Origin of the sequence: Pseudomonas oleovorans subsp. oleovorans (genome assembly GCF_002197815.1) — a bacterium.
Classification (GTDB): Bacteria; Pseudomonadota; Gammaproteobacteria; order Pseudomonadales; family Pseudomonadaceae; genus Aquipseudomonas; species Aquipseudomonas oleovorans.
In genome coordinates this window covers 47,214-65,495 of sequence record NZ_NIUB01000023.1, presented here as the reverse complement: position 1 = coordinate 65,495, position 18,282 = coordinate 47,214, and the positions used below count along the sequence as shown (strand labels likewise).

Below are 18,282 nucleotides of genomic sequence, written 5' to 3'. Positions count from 1 at the left end.
GGCGCCAATGCGATAAACACAACAAGAGGAAGCATCCGCATGTTCAAACTGACTGCCAAGGCGCTGGCTTGCGCCCTGTCCCTGTCCATCGCTGGCGTGGTTCACGCTGCCGACCCGATCGTCATCAAATTCTCCCACGTGGTTGCCGAGCACACCCCGAAAGGTCAGGGTGCCGTGCTGTTCAAGCAACTGGCTGAAGAGCGCCTGGGCGACAAGGTCAAGGTCGAGGTCTACCCGAACTCCTCGCTGTTCGGTGACGGCAAGGAAATGGAAGCGCTGCTGCTCGGTGACGTACAGATGATCGCCCCGTCCCTGGCCAAGTTCGAGCATTACACCAAGCAGCTGCAGGTATTCGACCTGCCGTTCCTGTTCGACGACATGGCTGCGGTTGATCGCTTCCAGAACAGCCCTGAAGGTCAGAAACTGCTGACCTCCATGACCGACAAGGGCATCACCGGCCTGGCCTACTGGCACAACGGCCTGAAGCAGCTGTCGGCCAACAAGGCGCTGCTGGAGCCGAAGGACGCCCGTGGCCTGAAGTTCCGCGTACAGGCCTCCGCCGTACTGGAAGAGCAGTTCAAGGCCGTGCGCGCCAACCCGCGCAAGATGAGCTTCGCCGAGGTCTACCAAGGCCTGCAGACTGGCGTGGTCAACGGTGCCGAGAACCCGTACTCGAACATCTACAGCCAGAAGATGCACGAAGTGCAGAAGTACATCACCGAGTCCAACCATGGCCTGCTGGACTACATGCTGATCACCAACACCAAGTTCTGGGACGGTCTGCCGGCTGACGTACGCGACGAGCTGAACAAGATCATCGCCGAGGTCACCGTCGAGGTGAACAAACAGGCTGACGCCCTCAACGAAGGCGACAAGCAGCGCATCCTGGAAGCCGGCACCACCGAAATCCTGACCCTGACGCCTGAGCAGCGCGGCCAATGGCGCGACGCCATGCAGCCGGTATGGCAGAAGTTCGAAGGCGAGATCGGTGCCGACCTGATCAAGGCCGCGCAAGCCGCCAACCAGCAATAAGGCCGGAGAGCCGGGTGGGCAGGGTGCAATTGCCCTGCTCCACCACGACGCCCGCAAAGGGCATCGAAACATGCAGCAACCGGTGAGCCGGCCCTCGGTTCGCCTTACGCCCTTTCCATTCGGGAGAACCGACCATGAACGCCTTGCGGCGCGTCTGGGAGCGCTTCGAGGAAGGCTTCATCGCTTTCCTCCTGGCGGCCATGACGCTGATCACTTTCGTCTACGTGATCCTCAACAACTTCTACACCCTGTTCTATTGGCTGGGTGACTATTTCGGCGGTAACGAGTTTCTGCTCGGTATCGGCGACGCCATTCTCGACATGGCCCAGGCGATGACCTGGAGCAATGCCCTGACCAAGGCCTTGTTCGGCTGGCTGATCTTCTTCGGCCTGGCCTACGGCGTGCGCACGGCCGGCCACATCGGCGTCGACGCCCTGGTCAAGCTCGCTCCGCGCGGCGTGCAGCGCGTCATCGGCGTGATCGCCTGCTCGGCCTGCCTGGGTTACGCCGGCCTGATCGCCGTCGGCAGCTTCGACTGGGTGCACACCCTGTTCACCGCCGGCATCGGCGCCGAAGACCTCGGCCACTACGGCATCCAGCAATGGCATATCGGCATGATCGTGCCCTTCGGCTACGCCATGGTGTTCATCCGCTTCCTGGAAATCCTCGTGCGTATTCTGCGTGACCAGCAGACCGGCCTCGGTCTGGCGGATGAAGCCGCTGACGCCCTGAAAATCAATGAGCATGAGGAGCCCAAGCAATGACCGTTCTGTTCCTCTTCCTGCTGCTGTTTTTGCTGATGTTCATCGGCGTGCCGATTGCAGCCTCGCTCGGCCTGGCCGGTTCGATCACCATCATGCTGTTCAGCCCGGACTCGGTGCGCTCGCTGGCGATCAAGCTGTTCGAGACCTCCGAACACTACACCCTGCTGGCCATTCCGTTCTTCCTGCTGTCCGGTGCCTTCATGACCACCGGCGGCGTGGCCAAGCGCCTGATCGACTTCGCCAACGCCTGCGTCGGCCACATCCGTGGCGGTCTGGCCATCGGTGCGGTACTGGCGTGCATGCTGTTCGCCGCGCTGTCCGGCTCCTCGCCGGCGACCGTGGCCGCAGTGGGCTCGATTGCCATCGCCGGTATGGTGCGTTCCGGTTACCCGCAGGCGTTTGGCGCCGGCATCGTCTGTAACGCCGGTACCCTGGGCATCCTGATTCCGCCGTCGATCGTGATGGTGGTGTACGCCGCCGCCACCGAGCAGTCGGTGGGCAAGCTGTTCATGGCGGGTGTGATCCCCGGCATCATGCTCGGCCTGGTGTTGATGATTGCGATCTACATCGTCGCGCGCATCAAGAAGCTGCCAGCCTTGCCGCGCGCCAGCTTCCGCGAGTGGCTGCGCGCCGCCCGTGAGGCGTTCTGGGGCCTGCTGCTGATGGTGATCATCCTCGGTGGTATCTACACCGGCATGTTCACCCCGACCGAGGCTGCGGCCGTGGCCGCGGTATACGCCGGCTTCGTTGCCCTGTTCGTGTACAAGGACCTGAGCATCCGCGAGTGCCCGAAGGTGCTGCTGGAGTCCGGCAAGCTGACCATCATGCTGATGTTCATCATTGCCAACGCCATGCTCTTCGCCCACGTGCTGACCACCGAGCAGATTCCGCAACAGATCACTGCCTGGGTGGTGGATCTGGGTCTGCAGCCGTGGCAGTTCCTGCTGGTGGTGAACATCGTGCTGCTGATCGCCGGTGCCTTCATGGAGCCGTCGGCGATCATCCTGATCCTGGCGCCGATCCTGTTCCCGATCGCCATGCAACTGGGCATCGACCCGATCCACCTGGGCATCATCATGGTGGTGAACATGGAAATCGGCCTGATCACGCCACCGGTGGGGCTGAACCTGTTCGTCACCTCGGCGGTGACGGGGATGCCGCTGACGGCGGTGATCCGCGCGGCGATGCCATGGCTGATGCTGCTACTCAGCTTCCTGGTGATCATTACCTACGTGCCTGCCGTGTCGCTCGGCTTGCCGAACATGCTCGGCATGTAAGGGTTCAAACCTACGCTGTTTGGTACTCCATGTACCCACTCTGCCCGGCCTTTGTGCCGGGCTTTTTTTGCGCGAAATAATCTGATGAAAACTACTGTAGCCATTTGAGTGCGTGCACATTTCCACAGCAGTGCACACAAGCGCCTGTGGTCACGTAAAGTTACGCTCGATATCGCCAAGGAAACCGTCACATGATCAAGCGCAGCCTGAAATCCATCGTCACCACCTGGTTTACAGGCCTGTTGTCGTTGCTGCCACTGGTTCTGACTCTGGCACTGCTGGCCTGGATATTCAGCCTGCTCAATCGTCTGGTCGGACCTTCGACCCTGATCGGCCAAGTATTCGCTGCCCTCGGCCAGCCCTTTTCCAGCAACAGCTACCTGGCCTACTTGCTGGGCAGCCTGGTACTGCTGGCCAGCCTCTATCCACTGGGCCTGGCCGTGCAACTGGGCCTACGCCGGCCCCTGTCCTGGCTGCTCGACCGCACCCTGCGGCGCACGCCGCTGATCGGCAACTTCTATAACCTGGCCGACCGCTTCGTTGGCTTGCTGGACAAGAGCAAGAACCCGGACATCACCACCATGGCGCCGGTCTGGTGTTTCTTCGGCGGTGACGGCGCAGCGGTACTGGCCCTGCGCCCAAGCTCGGAGACGGTCGAACTGGAAGGCCGCCCCTACTGCGCCATCCTCATTCCCACCGCGCCGATTCCGGTGGGCGGCGGCCTGCTCTACGTACCGCAAGAATGGATCCGCGCCGCCGACATGGGGGTGGATCAGCTGACCAGCATCTATGTGTCCATGGGGCTCACGCCACCCAGCAGGCGCAACGTCGAGCAATCGCCGCCAGTAGTGATCAAACCCTGAATATGTCCTGCGTCACTCCCGCGCAGGCGGGAGCCCAGGAAATTCGAAGGCTCGAGATCTACAGGCCAGCGCAAGCGCTGTTCAGCGATAGGGCTGCTGTCCCGCCTGCGCGGGCATGACAGCTTTTTCAGTGTTTCCTAGGCAAGCGGCAAGCTAGTAGTGGACTTGATCTCCGACAGCGCCACGATCGAGTTCACCTCCTGGATACCTGGCACCAGCGACAGCTTCTCGAAGAAGAAGCGCTCATACGCCTCGATATCGCGGGTGACGATGCGCAGCATGAAATCCACCGCGCCCATCAGTACATGGCACTCCAGCACCTCGGGAAACTCGCGCATGGCCTCGGCGAACTCGGTCAGGTTGGAACGCCCATGGGCGTTGAGCTTGACCTGAGCGAACACCTGCGTGTGCAGGCCGATGCGCTTGCGATCGAGCAGGGTGACCTGCTTGCGAATCACCCCCTCCTCCTTGAGGCGCTGGATACGGCGCCAGCACGGCGACTGCGACAGACCGATGCGCTCGGCGATCTCCGCAGTGGAGAGACCAGCATCTTCCTGTAGCAGGGCAAGAATGCGTTGGTCGTAAGCATCCAGCACGATGGACATAAAAAACCCCCAATACCCGATTAACAAGGCAAGTTTATCCATGAAACCTGGAATAACCCAGAAAACCAGGCAGAACTTTTGCCGAATTAGGGCGGAAACTTAAGCAAAACCTGCCCGAGCTTCCGCCATGCCAGATACCACCCCGTTTCCGTCCGCCCATAACCGCCACGATCCCTGGCAGGATCGCGGCGATGCCTGTATCGAATACCAGCTGCGCACCGACGCCGAAGCCGACGTGATGTGCCGCCTGCTGGGGCTGTTTGCACAATTGCAGTTATTACCTGAGGCCTTGCACATGGAACGCCTACAGGACGACCTGCATATCAGCCTGCGTCTGTCTGGCCTGTCGCTGCATCGCGCCGGCGTGCTGGCGCAGAAACTGCGCAGCCTGGTCTGCGTATGGGAGGTGACCTGGCAACACCTGGATCACAGCCTGGTCACGGAGGTGGCCTGAAGCGGCGACTCAATCACGCACGGGCCTTCGCCCTTGTGCTGCTTTTCGGGCATCCTAGCCAGGCTGCAAGGCCGTTGAAAAACGGCCTGCTAACCTTGTTCAGGCCGACCCGAGGAGCCCGCATGTCCGCCTTCACCGCTACCGCCCCTGACCGTGTACTGGATCTTGGCGACCTGCTGCGTGAGCTGGTGGCCCAAGGCCGGGTCGAGCAGAAGGTGGCCGAGCAGTGCCTGGCGATTCGCCGCAGCTCACTGAACAACACCCAACATCCGCTGGAGTTCCTCGCCGCACAGCAGGTCGACGACCTGACACGCCCGGGCAAGAAGCTCGACCTGGAAACCCTTACCGTCTGGCTGGCCGACTTCGCCGGCCAACCCTACCTGCGCATCGACCCGTTGAAAATCGACGTGCCGGCCATCACCCCGCTGATGTCCTACGCCTTCGCTCAACGCCACAAGATCCTCGCCGTGGCGGTGGACAGCGAGAGCGTGACCATTGCCAGCAGCCAGCCACTGGTGCACAGCTGGGAAGCCAACCTGGTCCACGTACTCAAGCGCCCGATCAAGCGCGTGGTGGCCAACCCCAGCGATATCCAGCGCTTCACCACTGAGTTCTATCGCCTGGCCCGCTCGGTCAGCGGCGCCAATGCCACCGACCAGAAGATAAGCGGCGTCGGCAACTTCGAACAACTGCTCAGCCTCGGCGCCCAGGATCAGGAGCCGGACGCCAACGACGCACACATCGTCAACATCGTCGACTGGCTGTTCCAGTACGCCTTCCAGCAACGCGCCAGCGATATCCATATCGAGCCACGCCGCGAGCAGGGCACGGTACGCTTTCGCATCGACGGCGTGCTGCACACCGTCTACCAGTTCCCCGCCCAGGTCACCATGGCGGTGGTCAGCCGCCTGAAAAACCTCGGCCGCATGAACATCGCCGAGAAGCGCAAACCGCAGGATGGCCGGGTCAAGACCAAGACCCCGGATGGCAATGAAGTGGAGTTGCGCCTGTCCACCCTGCCGACCGCCTTCGGCGAGAAGATGGTGATGCGTATCTTCGACCCCGAGGTGCTGCTGAAAAGCCCGGATCAGCTTGGCTTCTCTCCTGACGACCTGCGCCGCTGGGCCAGCATGACCAGCCAGCCCAACGGCATCATCCTGGTCACCGGCCCCACCGGCTCGGGCAAGACCACCACGCTCTACACCACCCTCAAGCAACTGGCCACGCCGGAAGTGAACGTCTGCACCATCGAAGACCCCATCGAGATGATCGAAGGCGCCTTCAATCAGATGCAGGTGCAGCACAATATCGACCTGAATTTCGCCAGCGGCGTGCGTGCACTGATGCGTCAGGACCCAGACATCATCATGGTCGGTGAGATCCGCGACCTGGAAACCGCCGAAATGGCGATACAGGCGGCATTGACCGGCCACCTGGTGCTCTCCACGCTGCACACCAACGATGCCCCCAGCGCCATCACCCGCCTGCTGGAACTGGGCGTGCCGCACTACCTGCTCAAGGCCACCATCCTCGGCGTCATGGCCCAGCGCCTGGTACGTACCCTGTGCCCGCACTGCAAGGCGCCGGTGCAACTGGACGAGGACGCCTGGAATAGCCTGACCCGCCCCTGGAGCTCGCCACTGCCAACGCAGGCTCATCATGCCGTCGGCTGCCTGGAGTGCCGCGAAACCGGCTATCGTGGCCGTGCCGGTGTCTACGAAATCATGCTGATCAACGACGCCATCAAACCGCTGATCAACGCCGACACCGACCTCACCGCACTGCGCCGCGCCGCCTTCAAGGACGGCATGCGCAGCCTGCGCCTGTCCGGCGCACAAAAGGTCGCCGCTGGCCTGACCACCCTCGAGGAAGTGCTGCGCGTCACGCCACAAAGCGAGCAACGCTGAGGCGTGCGCAGCCCGCCAGCGGCGGGGGCCAGGCGGGCAGACACGGAGCCTCTTTGAGCTGCCTCACCAGCGCGGCAAGCACAAAGCATTTCGATATGAACGGGTTCTCACCGCTCAACGGGCATGCGTCCACGCTGCGAAGGGGTCGGCGGCAACGGCCATGTGACTATGCTTAGATTGTTCGCTCTGGCACGCCACTGAACAACGTAGGCGAAACAGGCAAGACAAGGCAGGTAGTTGTTCAACAGCCTGCAAGCAAAGGAGTCCATGCAATGCATGTTTAAGGGCGCGCAAATAACACGCTCAGCCGGGGTCGTGCAGTACGTTCATGATCACCTATCTGCATAACCTGTCGTTCGGGCACTGGCTGGCCTTGGCTACCCTGCTGCTGATTTTCGAAGTGTTTGGTGCCGGCGGCTACCTGCTCTGGGTCGGCCTCATGGCTGTCGCTGTCGGCGCAGTGGTTTTCCTGCTTCCCGAGTTGCACTGGGCCTGGCAACTCATGCTGTTTGGCATGCTGGCGATACTGTCGGCATTGCTATGGCGGCGACACCAGCGCCGGACTGTCCGCTAGATAGACCACCGATACGGGCAACCGGCCATCGCCTGCGAGGAACCATCGCTGGCCTGCACCACTCATAGGATCAGAGCCACCCCACAAGGAGTTCCATCATGCGTGTAACGCGTCATGCTGCACTGGCCTTCAGTGCCTGCCTGTTTGCCCAGACCGCCGCCGCCGATGGCCTGCTGCGCGACATTCTGTCCTCGGGCGCCACTACCGCCTCGACCTACCTGACCTTCAAGGATCGCAAGCTGGTCGCCGCAGCCGAAGAGGATGCCAGCAGCTTCGTCGCCAGCAACGGCGAAATTCGCGGCCCACATCTGGAGGCCGCGATGCAGCAGCTGCGTAGCGCCAACCCGCAGTTGCAGGGCGCCGATGATATGGCTCTGGCCAGCGCCATCCTTGCGGCGTCGGCAGCGCCAGCTGAGAGCGCACGCTGAACCATCACCAGCTGACCATAAAAAATGCCCGCATCCAAAGGGAGCGGGCATTTTTCGTTCAGCTTATCGGAACATCAGGCCTTAGCAGGCCTTCCGAAAACCTCTCGCCTTACATCAGCGGCAGGGTGTAGCTGACGATCAGGCGGTTCTGGTCGACGTCAGTTGCAGCGTTGCCACGCAGCACGCCGTAACGCCAGCCCAGACCCAGCCCCTTCAGGGCGCCATCCTGGAATACGTAGTCCAGAGCGACGTCACGCTCCCATTCTTTGGCTTGTCCAGTACAGGTGGTATTAGTGCTGGAGCACTGAACGTTGGTACCTTTCAGATAAGCAACCGAAGCCTTCAGGCCAGGCACACCGACACCAGCGAAATCGTAGGTGTATTGACCGAAGGTAGTACGCTCACCGGCGCGGGTGAAGCTGTTGGCCAGACGGTCAGTCAACAGATAGACGCTGGCGCCTGCGGAACCTTCAATGCCACCCTGGTTCAGCTGGACGAAGTTGCTATTCTCGGAAACACGCTGATAACCCAGCATGATCGCGTGGCTTTGCAGTGTGTAGGTGAAGGCAGCGCTCCAAGTGTTGTTATCGATCTCACCAGTGCCGTCACCGAAGGTTCTATTGGCAGAGTAACCAGCGGTGCGACCGGCAGCATTGCCGTTCTTGCCATCGGAAGTCGTGCGGAAATAACGCAGATCAGTCTTCAGGCTGCCCTCGCCCAGCGCCAGGTTATGCCCCAGACCGGCGAAGTGCTGCTTGTAATAGTCTTCGAGGTTGGCGTAGTAGTACTGGGCAGTCAGATCGCTGTTGATCTTCCAGTCGCCACCGCCGAAATAGAATTTGTTGGAGGCTTGGCTACCGCCATCCACGGCCAGACCGGTGCTGTTGCTCGAAGCACGGCCTACGGCGTGCTCGATCTGACCAGCGGTCAGGGTCAGGTTGTCGATTTCGTTGGAGGTGATCATGCCACCTTCGAACATCTGCGGCAGCAGGCGACCGTCGTTGGAAGTGAGGATCGGCAGTTTCGGCATCAGGGTACCGATGCGGGCCTCGGTTTTGGAGAAACGAACCTTGCCGGTCAGGCCGCCTTTGCTGAACTCATCAACGGCGCTGCCATCGCTTTCCAGCGGGAACAGAGCACCCGGAATACGATCCTGACCTGCTTTTTGGGGGGATACGTTTCGACCACCACCATCCAGACGCACGCCCAGCATGCCGACGGCATCAACGCCGAAGCCAACGGTACCCTCGGTGAAACCGGACTGATAGTTGAGAATAAAGCCCTGGCCCCACTCGCTGGCCTCACCATTGTTGTTGGTGGTGTTCACGGTGTTCTGGTCGAAGTAGAAGTTGCGCATGGTCAGGCTGGCTTTGCTGTCACCGATGAAATCGGCTACGGCTACTTGGCTCAGGCCCAGGGTGCTGGCGGCTACGGCCAGTGCCAGGGAGGTCTTTCTCATTATGTTTCTCTCCAGTGTGTTTAAGGTGACGCATCGTCCGGCGCAGACTTCGGCACGAAGAGGCAGGCCGGAACGAATAGGGCACACACACCCACGAGCCAGGGCACGGCAAAGCCAGGCTCGAATGGGCGTATGAAAAACTCAGGAAGAACAGAACAACGGCGAACGCAGCGCAGCGGCCGAAATAAAGCGGGCAGAGTGGTGCATGGTGAATGCTCTCTCGTCGTTGTTATTGTGCGCCGACATCCTGGCCGGCATCTGCCGGAGCCTATGCAGATAACGCGCCAGTTCCTTATAGCAAGCCCGCGAGGCCTCTAGAACAATAGGTTACATTTTTCCTGCAGCACAGTGACCATGTAATGACAATCAAGATAGGCAAATTTCCGCTTATGAGAACCTGTTCCCAGGCGGAAAACCGCCAGAACCTCAGCCCAGGACGATCTGGTTCTTGCCTTGGCGCTTGGCCGTGTACATGGCGGCATCGGCGCGCGCATAGAGCCCATCGAGGCTGGCGTCCGTCGCACGCATCACGGTCAGCCCCTGACTGACTGTAATGCCGAAGTGCTGACCTTCATGCTGGAAGCCGAGGCGCTGCACCTCACGCTGCAGCCGCTCTGCAATCTGCAGGGCTACATCCTGCTCACAGCCAGGAAACAGCGCCGCAAACTCCTCACCGCCAATACGCCCGAACAGGTCGCCACGGCGCAGTGCATGGCTGCCGCACTGAGCCAGGCGCTGCAACACCTGATCACCGACCTGATGGCCGTACTGATCATTGATTTTCTTGAAATCGTCGAGATCGAGCAGCAGGAAAGCCAGCGAGCTGCCGAACTGGCGCGCCTGTTCGAACTCACTGCGGGCACATTCGAAGAAATGCCGGCGATTGCTGCTCTGAGTCAGCACATCGGTGGTGGCCAGGCGATGCAGCTCACCTTCCAAACGCTTCTTCTCGGTGATGTCTTCGGCAATACCAACAATCACGCAGCCCTGCTCGGCGCTTCCCATGCGGGGGCTGACGAAACACTTGTCGCTGAGCCAGCGCAATTGGCCATCAGCGCGAATGATGCGGTACTCGCGAGACTCCACCGCACCGGCTTCCAGCACCTTGGCCAGGCTTTCGGCAGCGTAGTCGATATCGTCCGGATAGATGCTGTTGCGCCATTCGCCATAATCGGCCAAAAGCAGCGCGGCGGAACGACCGAAGATACGCTCATAGGCAGGGCTGACATAGATCATCCGCTGCTCGTTCCAGTCGAAGGCCCAGAGCACGGCATTGACGCTACCAAGCAGGCTGCTGAACAGTTGCTCACGCTCGCCCAGGCGCTCCACTTCGGCCCGACTGTGCAGTAGAGCCAAGGTCAGTTCTTCCAACTCGGAAACAGCGTTGCCTTGATCGTCCATTACAGCGGCCATCCGTCCTTCGCCTCGCATTGAAATGAACATAGTGCGAGCTGTTGGACATACACAAAGGCCCGCCAGTTCGGCGGGCCTTTGCTTGTAACGAGCGGCGATCAGGCAGTCGCGCTGGACGGTCGCAGCGAGTAGGTCTTGAGCTGCTCGGCAAACTCACGCAGCGACTGGATACCGCTGGCCTCGGCCTCGTGTACCCACTGCTTTATGGCTTCGAGCATGTCGTGGCCGTTGCTGCTGGTCTTGACCCAGATCTGCTGCAGCGCCAGACGCTTCTCGTAGATCACCTTGAGAGCCTGACTTTGCGCCAGCATATCGGCGATGTGCGCGTGATGCTGCTCTTCCAGCAGGCTCGGCTCACGCGAGAGCAGGCGCTTGGCGCGACGGAACAGGTGACGCACGGACTCGTCCGCCTTGGCCATTTCCTGCTTGACCAGCGGCGCGATCACCAGCTTGCGGTACTGCGCCATGATCTGAAAGCGGTTGTTGAGGATGGCCATGGCGGTGTCCATGTCCAGATTGCGCTTGCCTTCGACGCGATGGGCGATGGGCGCTACACGCTGCACCTGAGCCAGGCCGAGGAAGCTGAACAGCTTGATCCAGGCCCAGCCCATGTCGAACTCCCACTTCTTCACCGACAGCTTGGCGCTGTTGGGGTAGGTGTGGTGGTTGTTGTGCAGTTCTTCACCGCCGATCAGGATGCCCCAGGGCACCAGATTGGTGGCAGCGTCGCGGCATTCGAAGTTGCGGTAGCCGACAGCATGGCCAAGACCGTTGATGACGCCCGCGGCCCATACCGGAATCCACATCATCTGGATCGCCCAGACGGTCATACCGAGCACACCGAACAGGGCCAGATCGATGATCGCCATCAACGTCACACCACCAATCGGGTAGCGGCTGTAGACATTGCGCTCGATCCAGTCATCCGGGCAGTTCTTGCCGTAGATACGCAGGGTTTCCTGGTTCTTTGCCTCTTCCTGATAGAGTTCGGCGCCCTTGCGCAGCACAGTGCCCAACCCCTTGATGACCGGGCTGTGCGGGTCATCGACGGTTTCGCACTTGGCGTGATGTTTGCGGTGGATGGCCGTCCACTCACGGGTGTTCTGGCCGGTGGTCAACCACAGCCAGAAGCGGAAGAAATGCTTGAGTGCAGGATGCAGCTCCAGCGCACGGTGCGCGGAGTAGCGGTGCAGGTAGACGGTGACGCTGACGATGGTGACATGCGTCATCAGCAGAGTGACTGCCACCAATTGCCAGACCGACAGGTCGAGTAAACCGTTGTACCACATGGGCGCTGTTGTCTCTTGAAAGGGGGGAACGCGGCTTGTCCTGCAAGGACGAACCTGATCACATTATCCCTGACCCATGCCAGAAAACCAGGTGGTCTTTTAGATGAGAATGTTTCAGCAGTGAAGCATATATACTGGCCAGCATTTACAGGGAGCACTGCCGCTTGCCCATGCGTATCGACATCGCCGCCTTGCGTCTGACCCTGGGCTACCTCCTGCTCGCCGCTCTGTGGATTCTTTTCAGCGACCATCTGTTGACCGCCCTGGGCCTGTCCGTGACGCAGCAGGAGCACGCGCAATCCCTCAAGGGCCTGTTGTTCGTCGCGCTCACCAGTTCGCTGCTCTACTTGGTGCTGCACCGCTATGCCCTGCAGTACCGCCGCGCACGCCTGGAACTGGCCAGTAACGAGGAGCGTCTGCGCCTGGCGTTGGATGCCACGCGCGATGGCCTGTGGGATTGGGACGTGTCCAGACGCAAGGTATTCTTCTCCGAGAGCTACGCCAGGCTCCTCGGCCTCACTCCGCAAACCCTGGGCGATACCCGCGAAGACTGGGCCGCGCGCCTGCATCCGGATGACATGGAGCGCGCGCTGCATACGCTCAACACCGAGTTCAACGAACAGCACTACGACAACATCTATCGCCTGCGCCATGCCGATGGCAGCTATCGCTGGATTCACTCGCGCGGTCGCCTGCTGCGTGACGAAAACGGCCAACCACAGCGCTTCATCGGCATCGCCAGCGACATCACCCAGCAACGCGCCATCGACGACAGCATGCGCCAGGCCGCAGCGGTGTTCGATGCCAGCCAGGAAGGGGTACTGGTTACCGATGCCGAACAACGCATCGTTCACGTCAACCCGGCCTTCAGCCGCATCACCGGTTACAGCAGCGAGGAAATCCTCGGTCAGCACCCCGGCCTGCTCAAATCCGGCCGTCATGACACCGCCTTCTACCAGAGCCTGTGGCACGCCCTGCAGAACCGCGGCGCCTGGAGTGGCGAGGTGTGGAACCGACGCAAGAGCGGCGAAATCTACCCACAGTGGCAATGCATCCGCGTCATCCACGACGCGCAGGGGCGCGTCAGCCATTACGTGGCGGTGTTCTCCGACATCACGGCGCTCAAGCGTTCGCAGCGTGAGCTGGATTACCTGGCCCACCACGATCCGCTGAGCAACCTGCCCAATCGCCTGCTGTTCACCGAGCGCGTCGCCCATGCACTGGAGCGCAGCAAGATCGAGGAACTGCGCGGCGCAGTGCTGCTGATCGACCTCGACCACTTCAAGCACATCAACGAAAGCCTCGGTCACAACGTCGGCGATCTGCTGCTCAAAGGCGTTGGCGAGCGCCTGCAGGACGATCTGCCTGCCGGCTGCACCCTGGCCCGGCTGGGCGGTGACGAATTCGGCCTGCTCAGCGAAAACTGCACGGAAGCCGCCCAGGCTGCCGAACTGGCGCAGCGTCTGCTGCGCAGCCTGGATGCACCCTTTCGCCTCGACGGTCATGAACTCTACATCGGCGCCAGCATCGGCATCAGCCTGTTCCCCGACGATGGGGATAGCGTCGAGCAAATCCTGCGCAATGCCGATTCGGCGCTGTTCAAGGCCAAGAGCAGCGGCCGCGAAGGCTACGCCTTCTATATTCAGGAACTGACCGATTACGCCCGCCAGCGCGTGGAGCTGGCCAGCAGCCTGCGCCACGCCCTCGACAACGAGGAACTGCGCGTTTACTACCAACCGCTGCATGACCTGGGTGACGGTAGCCAGGTGGGCATGGAGGCACTGGTACGCTGGCAGCACCCGCAACGTGGGCTGATTGCTCCTGGCGAATTTATCCCGATTGCCGAAGATAACGGCATGATCGGCGCCATCGACGCCTGGGTGCTGGAGCAGGCCTGTCGCCAGATGGTGCACTGGAACGCCGAAGGTTGTGGACTGAGTTTCGTCGCGGTGAACGTCTCCAGCCGTCTGTTCAGCCGCGGTGAACTCGATATAAAAGTGGCGCAGGTACTGGCAGAAACAGGCCTGCCGCCCGAGCAGCTGGAGCTGGAAGTCACCGAGAGCGCCATCATGGGAGACCCGGATGCAGCGCAGAAACTGCTCATCAGCCTGCGCGCCCTGGGCGTGCGCCTGGCCATTGACGACTTCGGCACCGGCTACAGCTCCCTGGCGCGGTTGAAACGCCTGCCGGTAGACAAGCTCAAGCTCGATCAGAGTTTCGTGCGCGGCCTGCCCGATGATCCCGAGGACGCCGCCATCGCCCGCGCGGTGATCGCGCTGGGCAAGAGCCTGGGCCTCAAGGTGCTGGCCGAAGGTATCGAGCAACCCGAGCAGGCCGACTTCCTGCGCGGGCTGGGGTGCAACTATGGCCAGGGCTACCATTTCGGTCGGCCACAGCCAGTAGGCGCTATATGCGCCGACATCAGCTCGCCCGACGAGGCCGGAAAAAACCAGCCCACGGCCTGATGCCTGTCAGACGCTGCGCTGCGCAGAAGCGGCGCCCGCGGCGCAGCACCAGTAAAGGGACGAGAGCTGCGCAAAGCCGCCCTAGCGACCTTATCTGCCCGATTTGCACCCGCTACCGACACCAGATGAACCCGTGCAGTGCGCTCACACGGGGCTGCGCTCGGCTTACGCCTCGGCGCGCTGCATCAGCTGGCGCTGACGCCACTCCATGAAGGTCTTGAGGAACAGCGTGAGCAGCGCCATGCACGCCAGCAACCCGGCGGCGGTAAAGGCCGCTGCCGGCTTGTAGTCGTTGTTGAGCTGGTCGACCAGCAGCGGCAACGTCAGGGTCTGGTTGATGATGGTACCGGACACCACCGACACCGCACCAAACTCACCGACCGCACGGGCGTTGGTCACCACCACGCCATATAGCAACGCCCACTTGATCTTCGGCAGGCTGATACGCCGGAAGATCTGCCAGCCGCTGGCCCCCAGACACATGGCGGCGGCTTCCTCGTCCTGCCCCTGGGCCTGCATCACCGGAATCAGGATGCGCGCCACATAGGGCGCGGTGACGAACACCGTGACCATGACAATGCCCGGCCAGGCGAACATCAGCTGCAGGCCCTGATCGTAGAACCAGCGGCCGATAAAGCTTTCCAGACCGTAGACCACCAGGTAGCAGAGACCGGCCACCACCGGCGACACCGCATAGGGAATGTCGATCAGGGTGGTCAGCAGCTTGCGCCCGCGAAAATCGTAGTGCGTCACGCACCAGGCCAGGCAGATGCCGAAGCACAGGTTCAGCGGCACGGTGATTGCGGCCACCAGCAGGGTCAACCCGATGGCGTGGAGCATGTAGTCCTCGCCGAGGTTGCTCCACAGCAGATCCAGCCCGCCGGCCAGCGCCTTGGTGAAGATCAGCGCCAGCGGCACCAGCAACATCAACGTGACGACCATCAGGCCGAGCACTACCAGCGCCCACTGGCGCCAATCCTGAGGTTTTTTCATCGACCTTGCCGTTGCCATGCGAACAGACGCCCCTGCACGAGCTGCAGGAGGAACAGAAGCGTCAGCGACGCGAGCAGGATCACCGAAGCGATGGCCGCCGCCGCCGGGTAGTTGAACTCCTGCAGACGGACGAAGATCATCAACGAGCTGACTTCCGTCTGGTAGGGAATGTTGCCGGCGATCATGATCACCGCGCCGAACTCACCGAGGCTGCGCACGAAGGCCTGCGAGCCGCCGGTGACCAGCGCCGGGGTCAGGGTCGGCAGGATCACCTTGCGAAAGGTCTGCATGCGGCTGGCGCCCAATGTGCGCGCGGCCTCTTCGTATTCCGAACCGAGATCCTGCAGCACCGGCTGCACCGTGCGCACCACGAAAGGAATGCTGGTGAACACCATCGCCACCACGATACCGGGGTAGGCGTAGGCCACCTTGAAGCCCAGCCATTGGCCGATCCAGCCATTGGGCACGAGCAGCGCGGCGAGGGTCAGGCCGGCGACCGAGGTGGGCAGGGCAAAGGGCAGATCGACCAGCGCATCGACGATGCGCCGGCCGGGAAAATCGTAACGGGTGATGATCCAGGCCAGCAGCAGGCCGATCACCAGTACCGCCAGGGTCGAGTAGAAGGCCGCCGAGATGGTCACCTTGTAGGTCTGCACCACGCGCGGATCGCTGATGGCGAACCAATATTGCGCCCAGCTCATGTCACTGACGTACAGCAGCAGCGCCGACAATGGCAGCAGGATCACCAGCGACAGGTACAGCACGCTGACGCCGAAGCTCAGGCCGAAGCCAGGCAGCAGCGGAGTCTGCAGGAAGAACAGCGTCGGTTTACTCACGAAAAGCTCGGCTCTACAAATGCAGTTGGCCGCCAATAAAGCGGCCAACGGACCATTACGATGCTCGCGTAGGGCGGGTGCAACCCGCCACTCATGGCAGGCGGGTTACACCCGCCCTAACAGGCCGTTGAAAAACTACCTACGTTGGCAATACTGCGTTAAAAACGGCCTCGCGTGCGAGTCCAGTCAAAATGCTCATTTACAGCACGTAAACCCGAGTGCGGGCCCAGTGCTTTTTTCGGCCGTTTTTGCGGGGCCGCCATCGGTATTGTCTTGCCTGCCTCGCCTACGTTGTTCAACAGCCTGCTACGCCAGACCGGCGCGCTCAGCGCCCGGTCGCGAGAAGCTGGTCAAGAATACCACCGTTGTCGAAGTGCTTGGCAGTGATCTCGTCCCAGCTGCCCAGCACCTCGGTCGGGTTGATCAGGCGTACCGGGGCGAACTGGGCCTTGGTCGCCTCGACCACTTCCGGGTGGTGTACGCGGTAGTTGTAGCGGGTCAGCAGCTGCTGAATGTCCTTGCTGTACTGGAAGTCGAGGAAGGCCTTGGCCTGCTCGCGGGTACCGCGCTCGTCAGCCACCTTGTCGACGATAGCGACCGGGAATTCGGCCAGCACGCTGACTTCCGGTACCACGATTTCCAGGTTGGCGGACTTGAACTCGTCACCCTTGGCGATGTTGATCACTTCCGACTCGAAGGTCAGCAGCACGTCGCCCTGGCCGTTCTGGGCGAAGGCTACGGTGGCGCCACGGCCGCCAGTGGGGAAGTTCTCGACGTTCTTCAGCAGCTTGCCGACGAAGGCCTTTACCTTCTCCTCGTCGCCATTGAATTTCTCGTTGGCGAACAGCCAGGCGCCCAGGTAGCTGTAGCGGGCGTTGCCGGAGGTCTTGGGGTTGGGGAATACCAGTTTCACATCATCGCGAATCAGGTCATCCCAGCTCTTGATGTTCTTCGGGTTGCCTTCGCGCACCAGGAACGCGGTGGTGCTGTAGTACGGCGAGGCGTTGTTGGGGAACTGCTCGGCCCAGTCTTCACGCAGCAGACCGCGCTTGGCCAGGATGTCCACGTCGGTGACCTGGTTGAAGGTGACCACGTCGACCTTCTTGCCCTGAATGATGTCCTGCGCCTGGCGCGAGGTGCCGGCGAAGGACTGGATGATCTTCACTTCCTTGCCGCTCTGCTGCTTCCAGTGCTCGACGAACAACGGGTTGATCTCGCCGAACAGCTCGCGGGCGATGTCGTAGGAGGCGTTGTGGAACGGCGTGTCGGCAGCAGCATGGCTCAGCGAGCCGGTAAGCAGGGTGGCACTGGCCACACTGGCCAGGAGGATCTTCTTCAGCATGAGCGGCTTCCTTATCGTTGGCAGAGCCTGCAAGCAGGCGTTTTGATGGCGCGATTGTGGCGCAACGGTATATATCCGAAAAATACTATTTTCTTATCTGCTTATAACCAGATAAAAATCAACCACGCTATCAGACGAACCCGCCGCACAGATGCGGCCAGGGAAAGACGGGGAAGCATACGGGAAGGAGCCGGAAGTGGCGAACAAGGAGGAACGCGGGGAAGTGACGGTGGCGCCTCGCCCCGGCCGCCCCGAGGAGCGGCCAGGGTGGCGCAAGAGCGATCAGAGCTTGGCGATGGACACTTCGGTGGATTTCACGAAGGCGATCACTTCACTGCCCACCTGCAATTCCAGTTCGCGCACGGAACGGGTGGTGATCACCGAGGTGACGATGCCGGCAGCGGTCTGCACGTCGATTTCCGACAGTACGTCGCCGATGACGATTTCCTTGATGTTGCCCTTGAACTGGTTACGCACGTTGATGGCTTTGATGGTCATGGTGTTTCTCCTCAGGTCGTTTTACATGTAGCCCGGATGCAATCCGGGGAATTCTCGAGCCGCTCCCGGATTGCCTCCGGGCT

Annotated in this window: 17 protein-coding genes; 9 read left to right on the top strand and 8 right to left on the bottom strand. The window is 61.3% G+C overall.

What is annotated here, in order from left to right; translation table 11 throughout:
• Positions 1-39 precede the first annotated feature (39 nt).
• The 4 genes from dctP to PSOLE_RS14790 all read left to right on the top strand — a co-directional run bounded on the left by dctP (position 40) and on the right by PSOLE_RS14790 (position 3,936).
• Complete coding sequence (dctP, locus tag PSOLE_RS14805) at positions 40-1,032, top strand: C4-dicarboxylate TRAP substrate-binding protein DctP (protein WP_003464359.1); 993 nt, start codon at positions 40-42, stop codon at positions 1,030-1,032.
• A 134-nt stretch (positions 1,033-1,166) separates the two neighbouring features.
• Positions 1,167-1,796 carry a TRAP transporter small permease gene (locus tag PSOLE_RS14800; protein WP_074860004.1) on the top strand — a complete coding sequence of 210 codons (630 nt, stop codon included), beginning with the start codon at positions 1,167-1,169 and terminating at the stop codon, positions 1,794-1,796.
• Positions 1,793-3,073, top strand: coding sequence for a C4-dicarboxylate TRAP transporter large permease protein DctM (dctM, locus tag PSOLE_RS14795; RefSeq protein ID WP_055985258.1), 1,281 nt, complete (start codon positions 1,793-1,795; stop codon positions 3,071-3,073). The genes PSOLE_RS14800 and dctM overlap by 4 nt, the downstream gene beginning before the upstream one ends.
• 191 nt (positions 3,074-3,264) lie before the next feature.
• Positions 3,265-3,936 carry a DUF502 domain-containing protein gene (locus PSOLE_RS14790; RefSeq protein ID WP_074860006.1) on the top strand — a complete coding sequence of 224 codons (672 nt, stop codon included), beginning with the start codon at positions 3,265-3,267 and terminating at the stop codon, positions 3,934-3,936.
• 137 nt (positions 3,937-4,073) lie between these two features.
• On the opposite strand, the gene PSOLE_RS14785 is transcribed toward PSOLE_RS14790, so the two are convergent.
• Positions 4,074-4,541 (bottom strand): Lrp/AsnC family transcriptional regulator, encoded by a 468-nt coding sequence (locus tag PSOLE_RS14785; protein ID WP_074860008.1) that lies wholly within the window; start codon positions 4,539-4,541, stop codon positions 4,074-4,076.
• 127 nt (positions 4,542-4,668) lie between these two features.
• Between PSOLE_RS14785 and PSOLE_RS14780 the strand changes: the two genes are divergently transcribed.
• The 4 genes from PSOLE_RS14780 (at position 4,669) to PSOLE_RS14765 (ending at position 7,904) form a co-directional block, all read left to right on the top strand.
• Positions 4,669-4,995: a hypothetical protein gene (locus tag PSOLE_RS14780; RefSeq protein ID WP_074860010.1), complete on the top strand. Its 327-nt coding sequence runs from the start codon at positions 4,669-4,671 to the stop codon at positions 4,993-4,995.
• A 122-nt stretch (positions 4,996-5,117) separates the two neighbouring features.
• Entirely contained in the window at positions 5,118-6,902 is a 1,785-nt protein-coding gene (locus PSOLE_RS14775) for a GspE/PulE family protein (protein ID WP_074860011.1), read from the top strand.
• A gap of 328 nt (positions 6,903-7,230) precedes the next feature.
• A complete protein-coding gene (locus PSOLE_RS14770; protein WP_074860013.1) occupies positions 7,231-7,476 on the top strand; it encodes an NfeD family protein in 246 nt (81 codons plus the stop codon).
• A gap of 98 nt (positions 7,477-7,574) precedes the next feature.
• On the top strand, positions 7,575-7,904 hold the full coding sequence (locus PSOLE_RS14765; protein WP_074860015.1) for a DUF2388 domain-containing protein: 330 nt from the start codon (positions 7,575-7,577) through the stop codon (positions 7,902-7,904).
• Between the two features lie 109 nt (positions 7,905-8,013).
• Here the strand turns inward: PSOLE_RS14765 and PSOLE_RS14760 are convergent, their stop codons facing one another.
• From PSOLE_RS14760 to desA, 3 genes are all read right to left on the bottom strand, one after another.
• Positions 8,014-9,363 (bottom strand): OprD family porin, encoded by a 1,350-nt coding sequence (locus PSOLE_RS14760; protein WP_074860017.1) that lies wholly within the window; start codon positions 9,361-9,363, stop codon positions 8,014-8,016.
• Between the two features lie 426 nt (positions 9,364-9,789).
• Positions 9,790-10,764, bottom strand: a complete 975-nt coding sequence (locus PSOLE_RS14755; protein WP_074860019.1) for a GGDEF domain-containing protein — start codon at positions 10,762-10,764, stop codon at positions 9,790-9,792.
• Between the two features lie 110 nt (positions 10,765-10,874).
• Positions 10,875-12,065 carry a delta-9 fatty acid desaturase DesA gene (desA, locus tag PSOLE_RS14750; protein WP_074860021.1) on the bottom strand — a complete coding sequence of 397 codons (1,191 nt, stop codon included), beginning with the start codon at positions 12,063-12,065 and terminating at the stop codon, positions 10,875-10,877.
• A 170-nt stretch (positions 12,066-12,235) separates the two neighbouring features.
• On the opposite strand from desA, the gene PSOLE_RS14745 reads away from it, so the two are divergent.
• Positions 12,236-14,530, top strand: a complete 2,295-nt coding sequence (locus PSOLE_RS14745; RefSeq protein ID WP_074860023.1) for a putative bifunctional diguanylate cyclase/phosphodiesterase — start codon at positions 12,236-12,238, stop codon at positions 14,528-14,530.
• Positions 14,531-14,695: 165 nt separating this feature from the next.
• On the opposite strand, the gene cysW is transcribed toward PSOLE_RS14745, so the two are convergent.
• The 4 genes from cysW to PSOLE_RS14725 form a co-directional block, all read right to left on the bottom strand.
• On the bottom strand, positions 14,696-15,523 hold the full coding sequence (gene cysW, locus PSOLE_RS14740) for a sulfate ABC transporter permease subunit CysW (RefSeq protein ID WP_074860025.1): 828 nt from the start codon (positions 15,521-15,523) through the stop codon (positions 14,696-14,698).
• Entirely contained in the window at positions 15,520-16,359 is an 840-nt protein-coding gene (gene cysT, locus PSOLE_RS14735; protein WP_074860027.1) for a sulfate ABC transporter permease subunit CysT, read from the bottom strand. The genes cysW and cysT overlap by 4 nt, the downstream gene beginning before the upstream one ends.
• Positions 16,360-16,684: 325 nt before the next feature.
• Positions 16,685-17,701 (bottom strand): thiosulfate ABC transporter substrate-binding protein CysP, encoded by a 1,017-nt coding sequence (gene cysP / locus PSOLE_RS14730; protein ID WP_074860030.1) that lies wholly within the window; start codon positions 17,699-17,701, stop codon positions 16,685-16,687.
• 282 nt (positions 17,702-17,983) lie between these two features.
• Positions 17,984-18,199 (bottom strand): TOBE domain-containing protein, encoded by a 216-nt coding sequence (locus PSOLE_RS14725; protein ID WP_003464423.1) that lies wholly within the window; start codon positions 18,197-18,199, stop codon positions 17,984-17,986.
• Between the last annotated feature and the right edge of the window lie 83 nt (positions 18,200-18,282).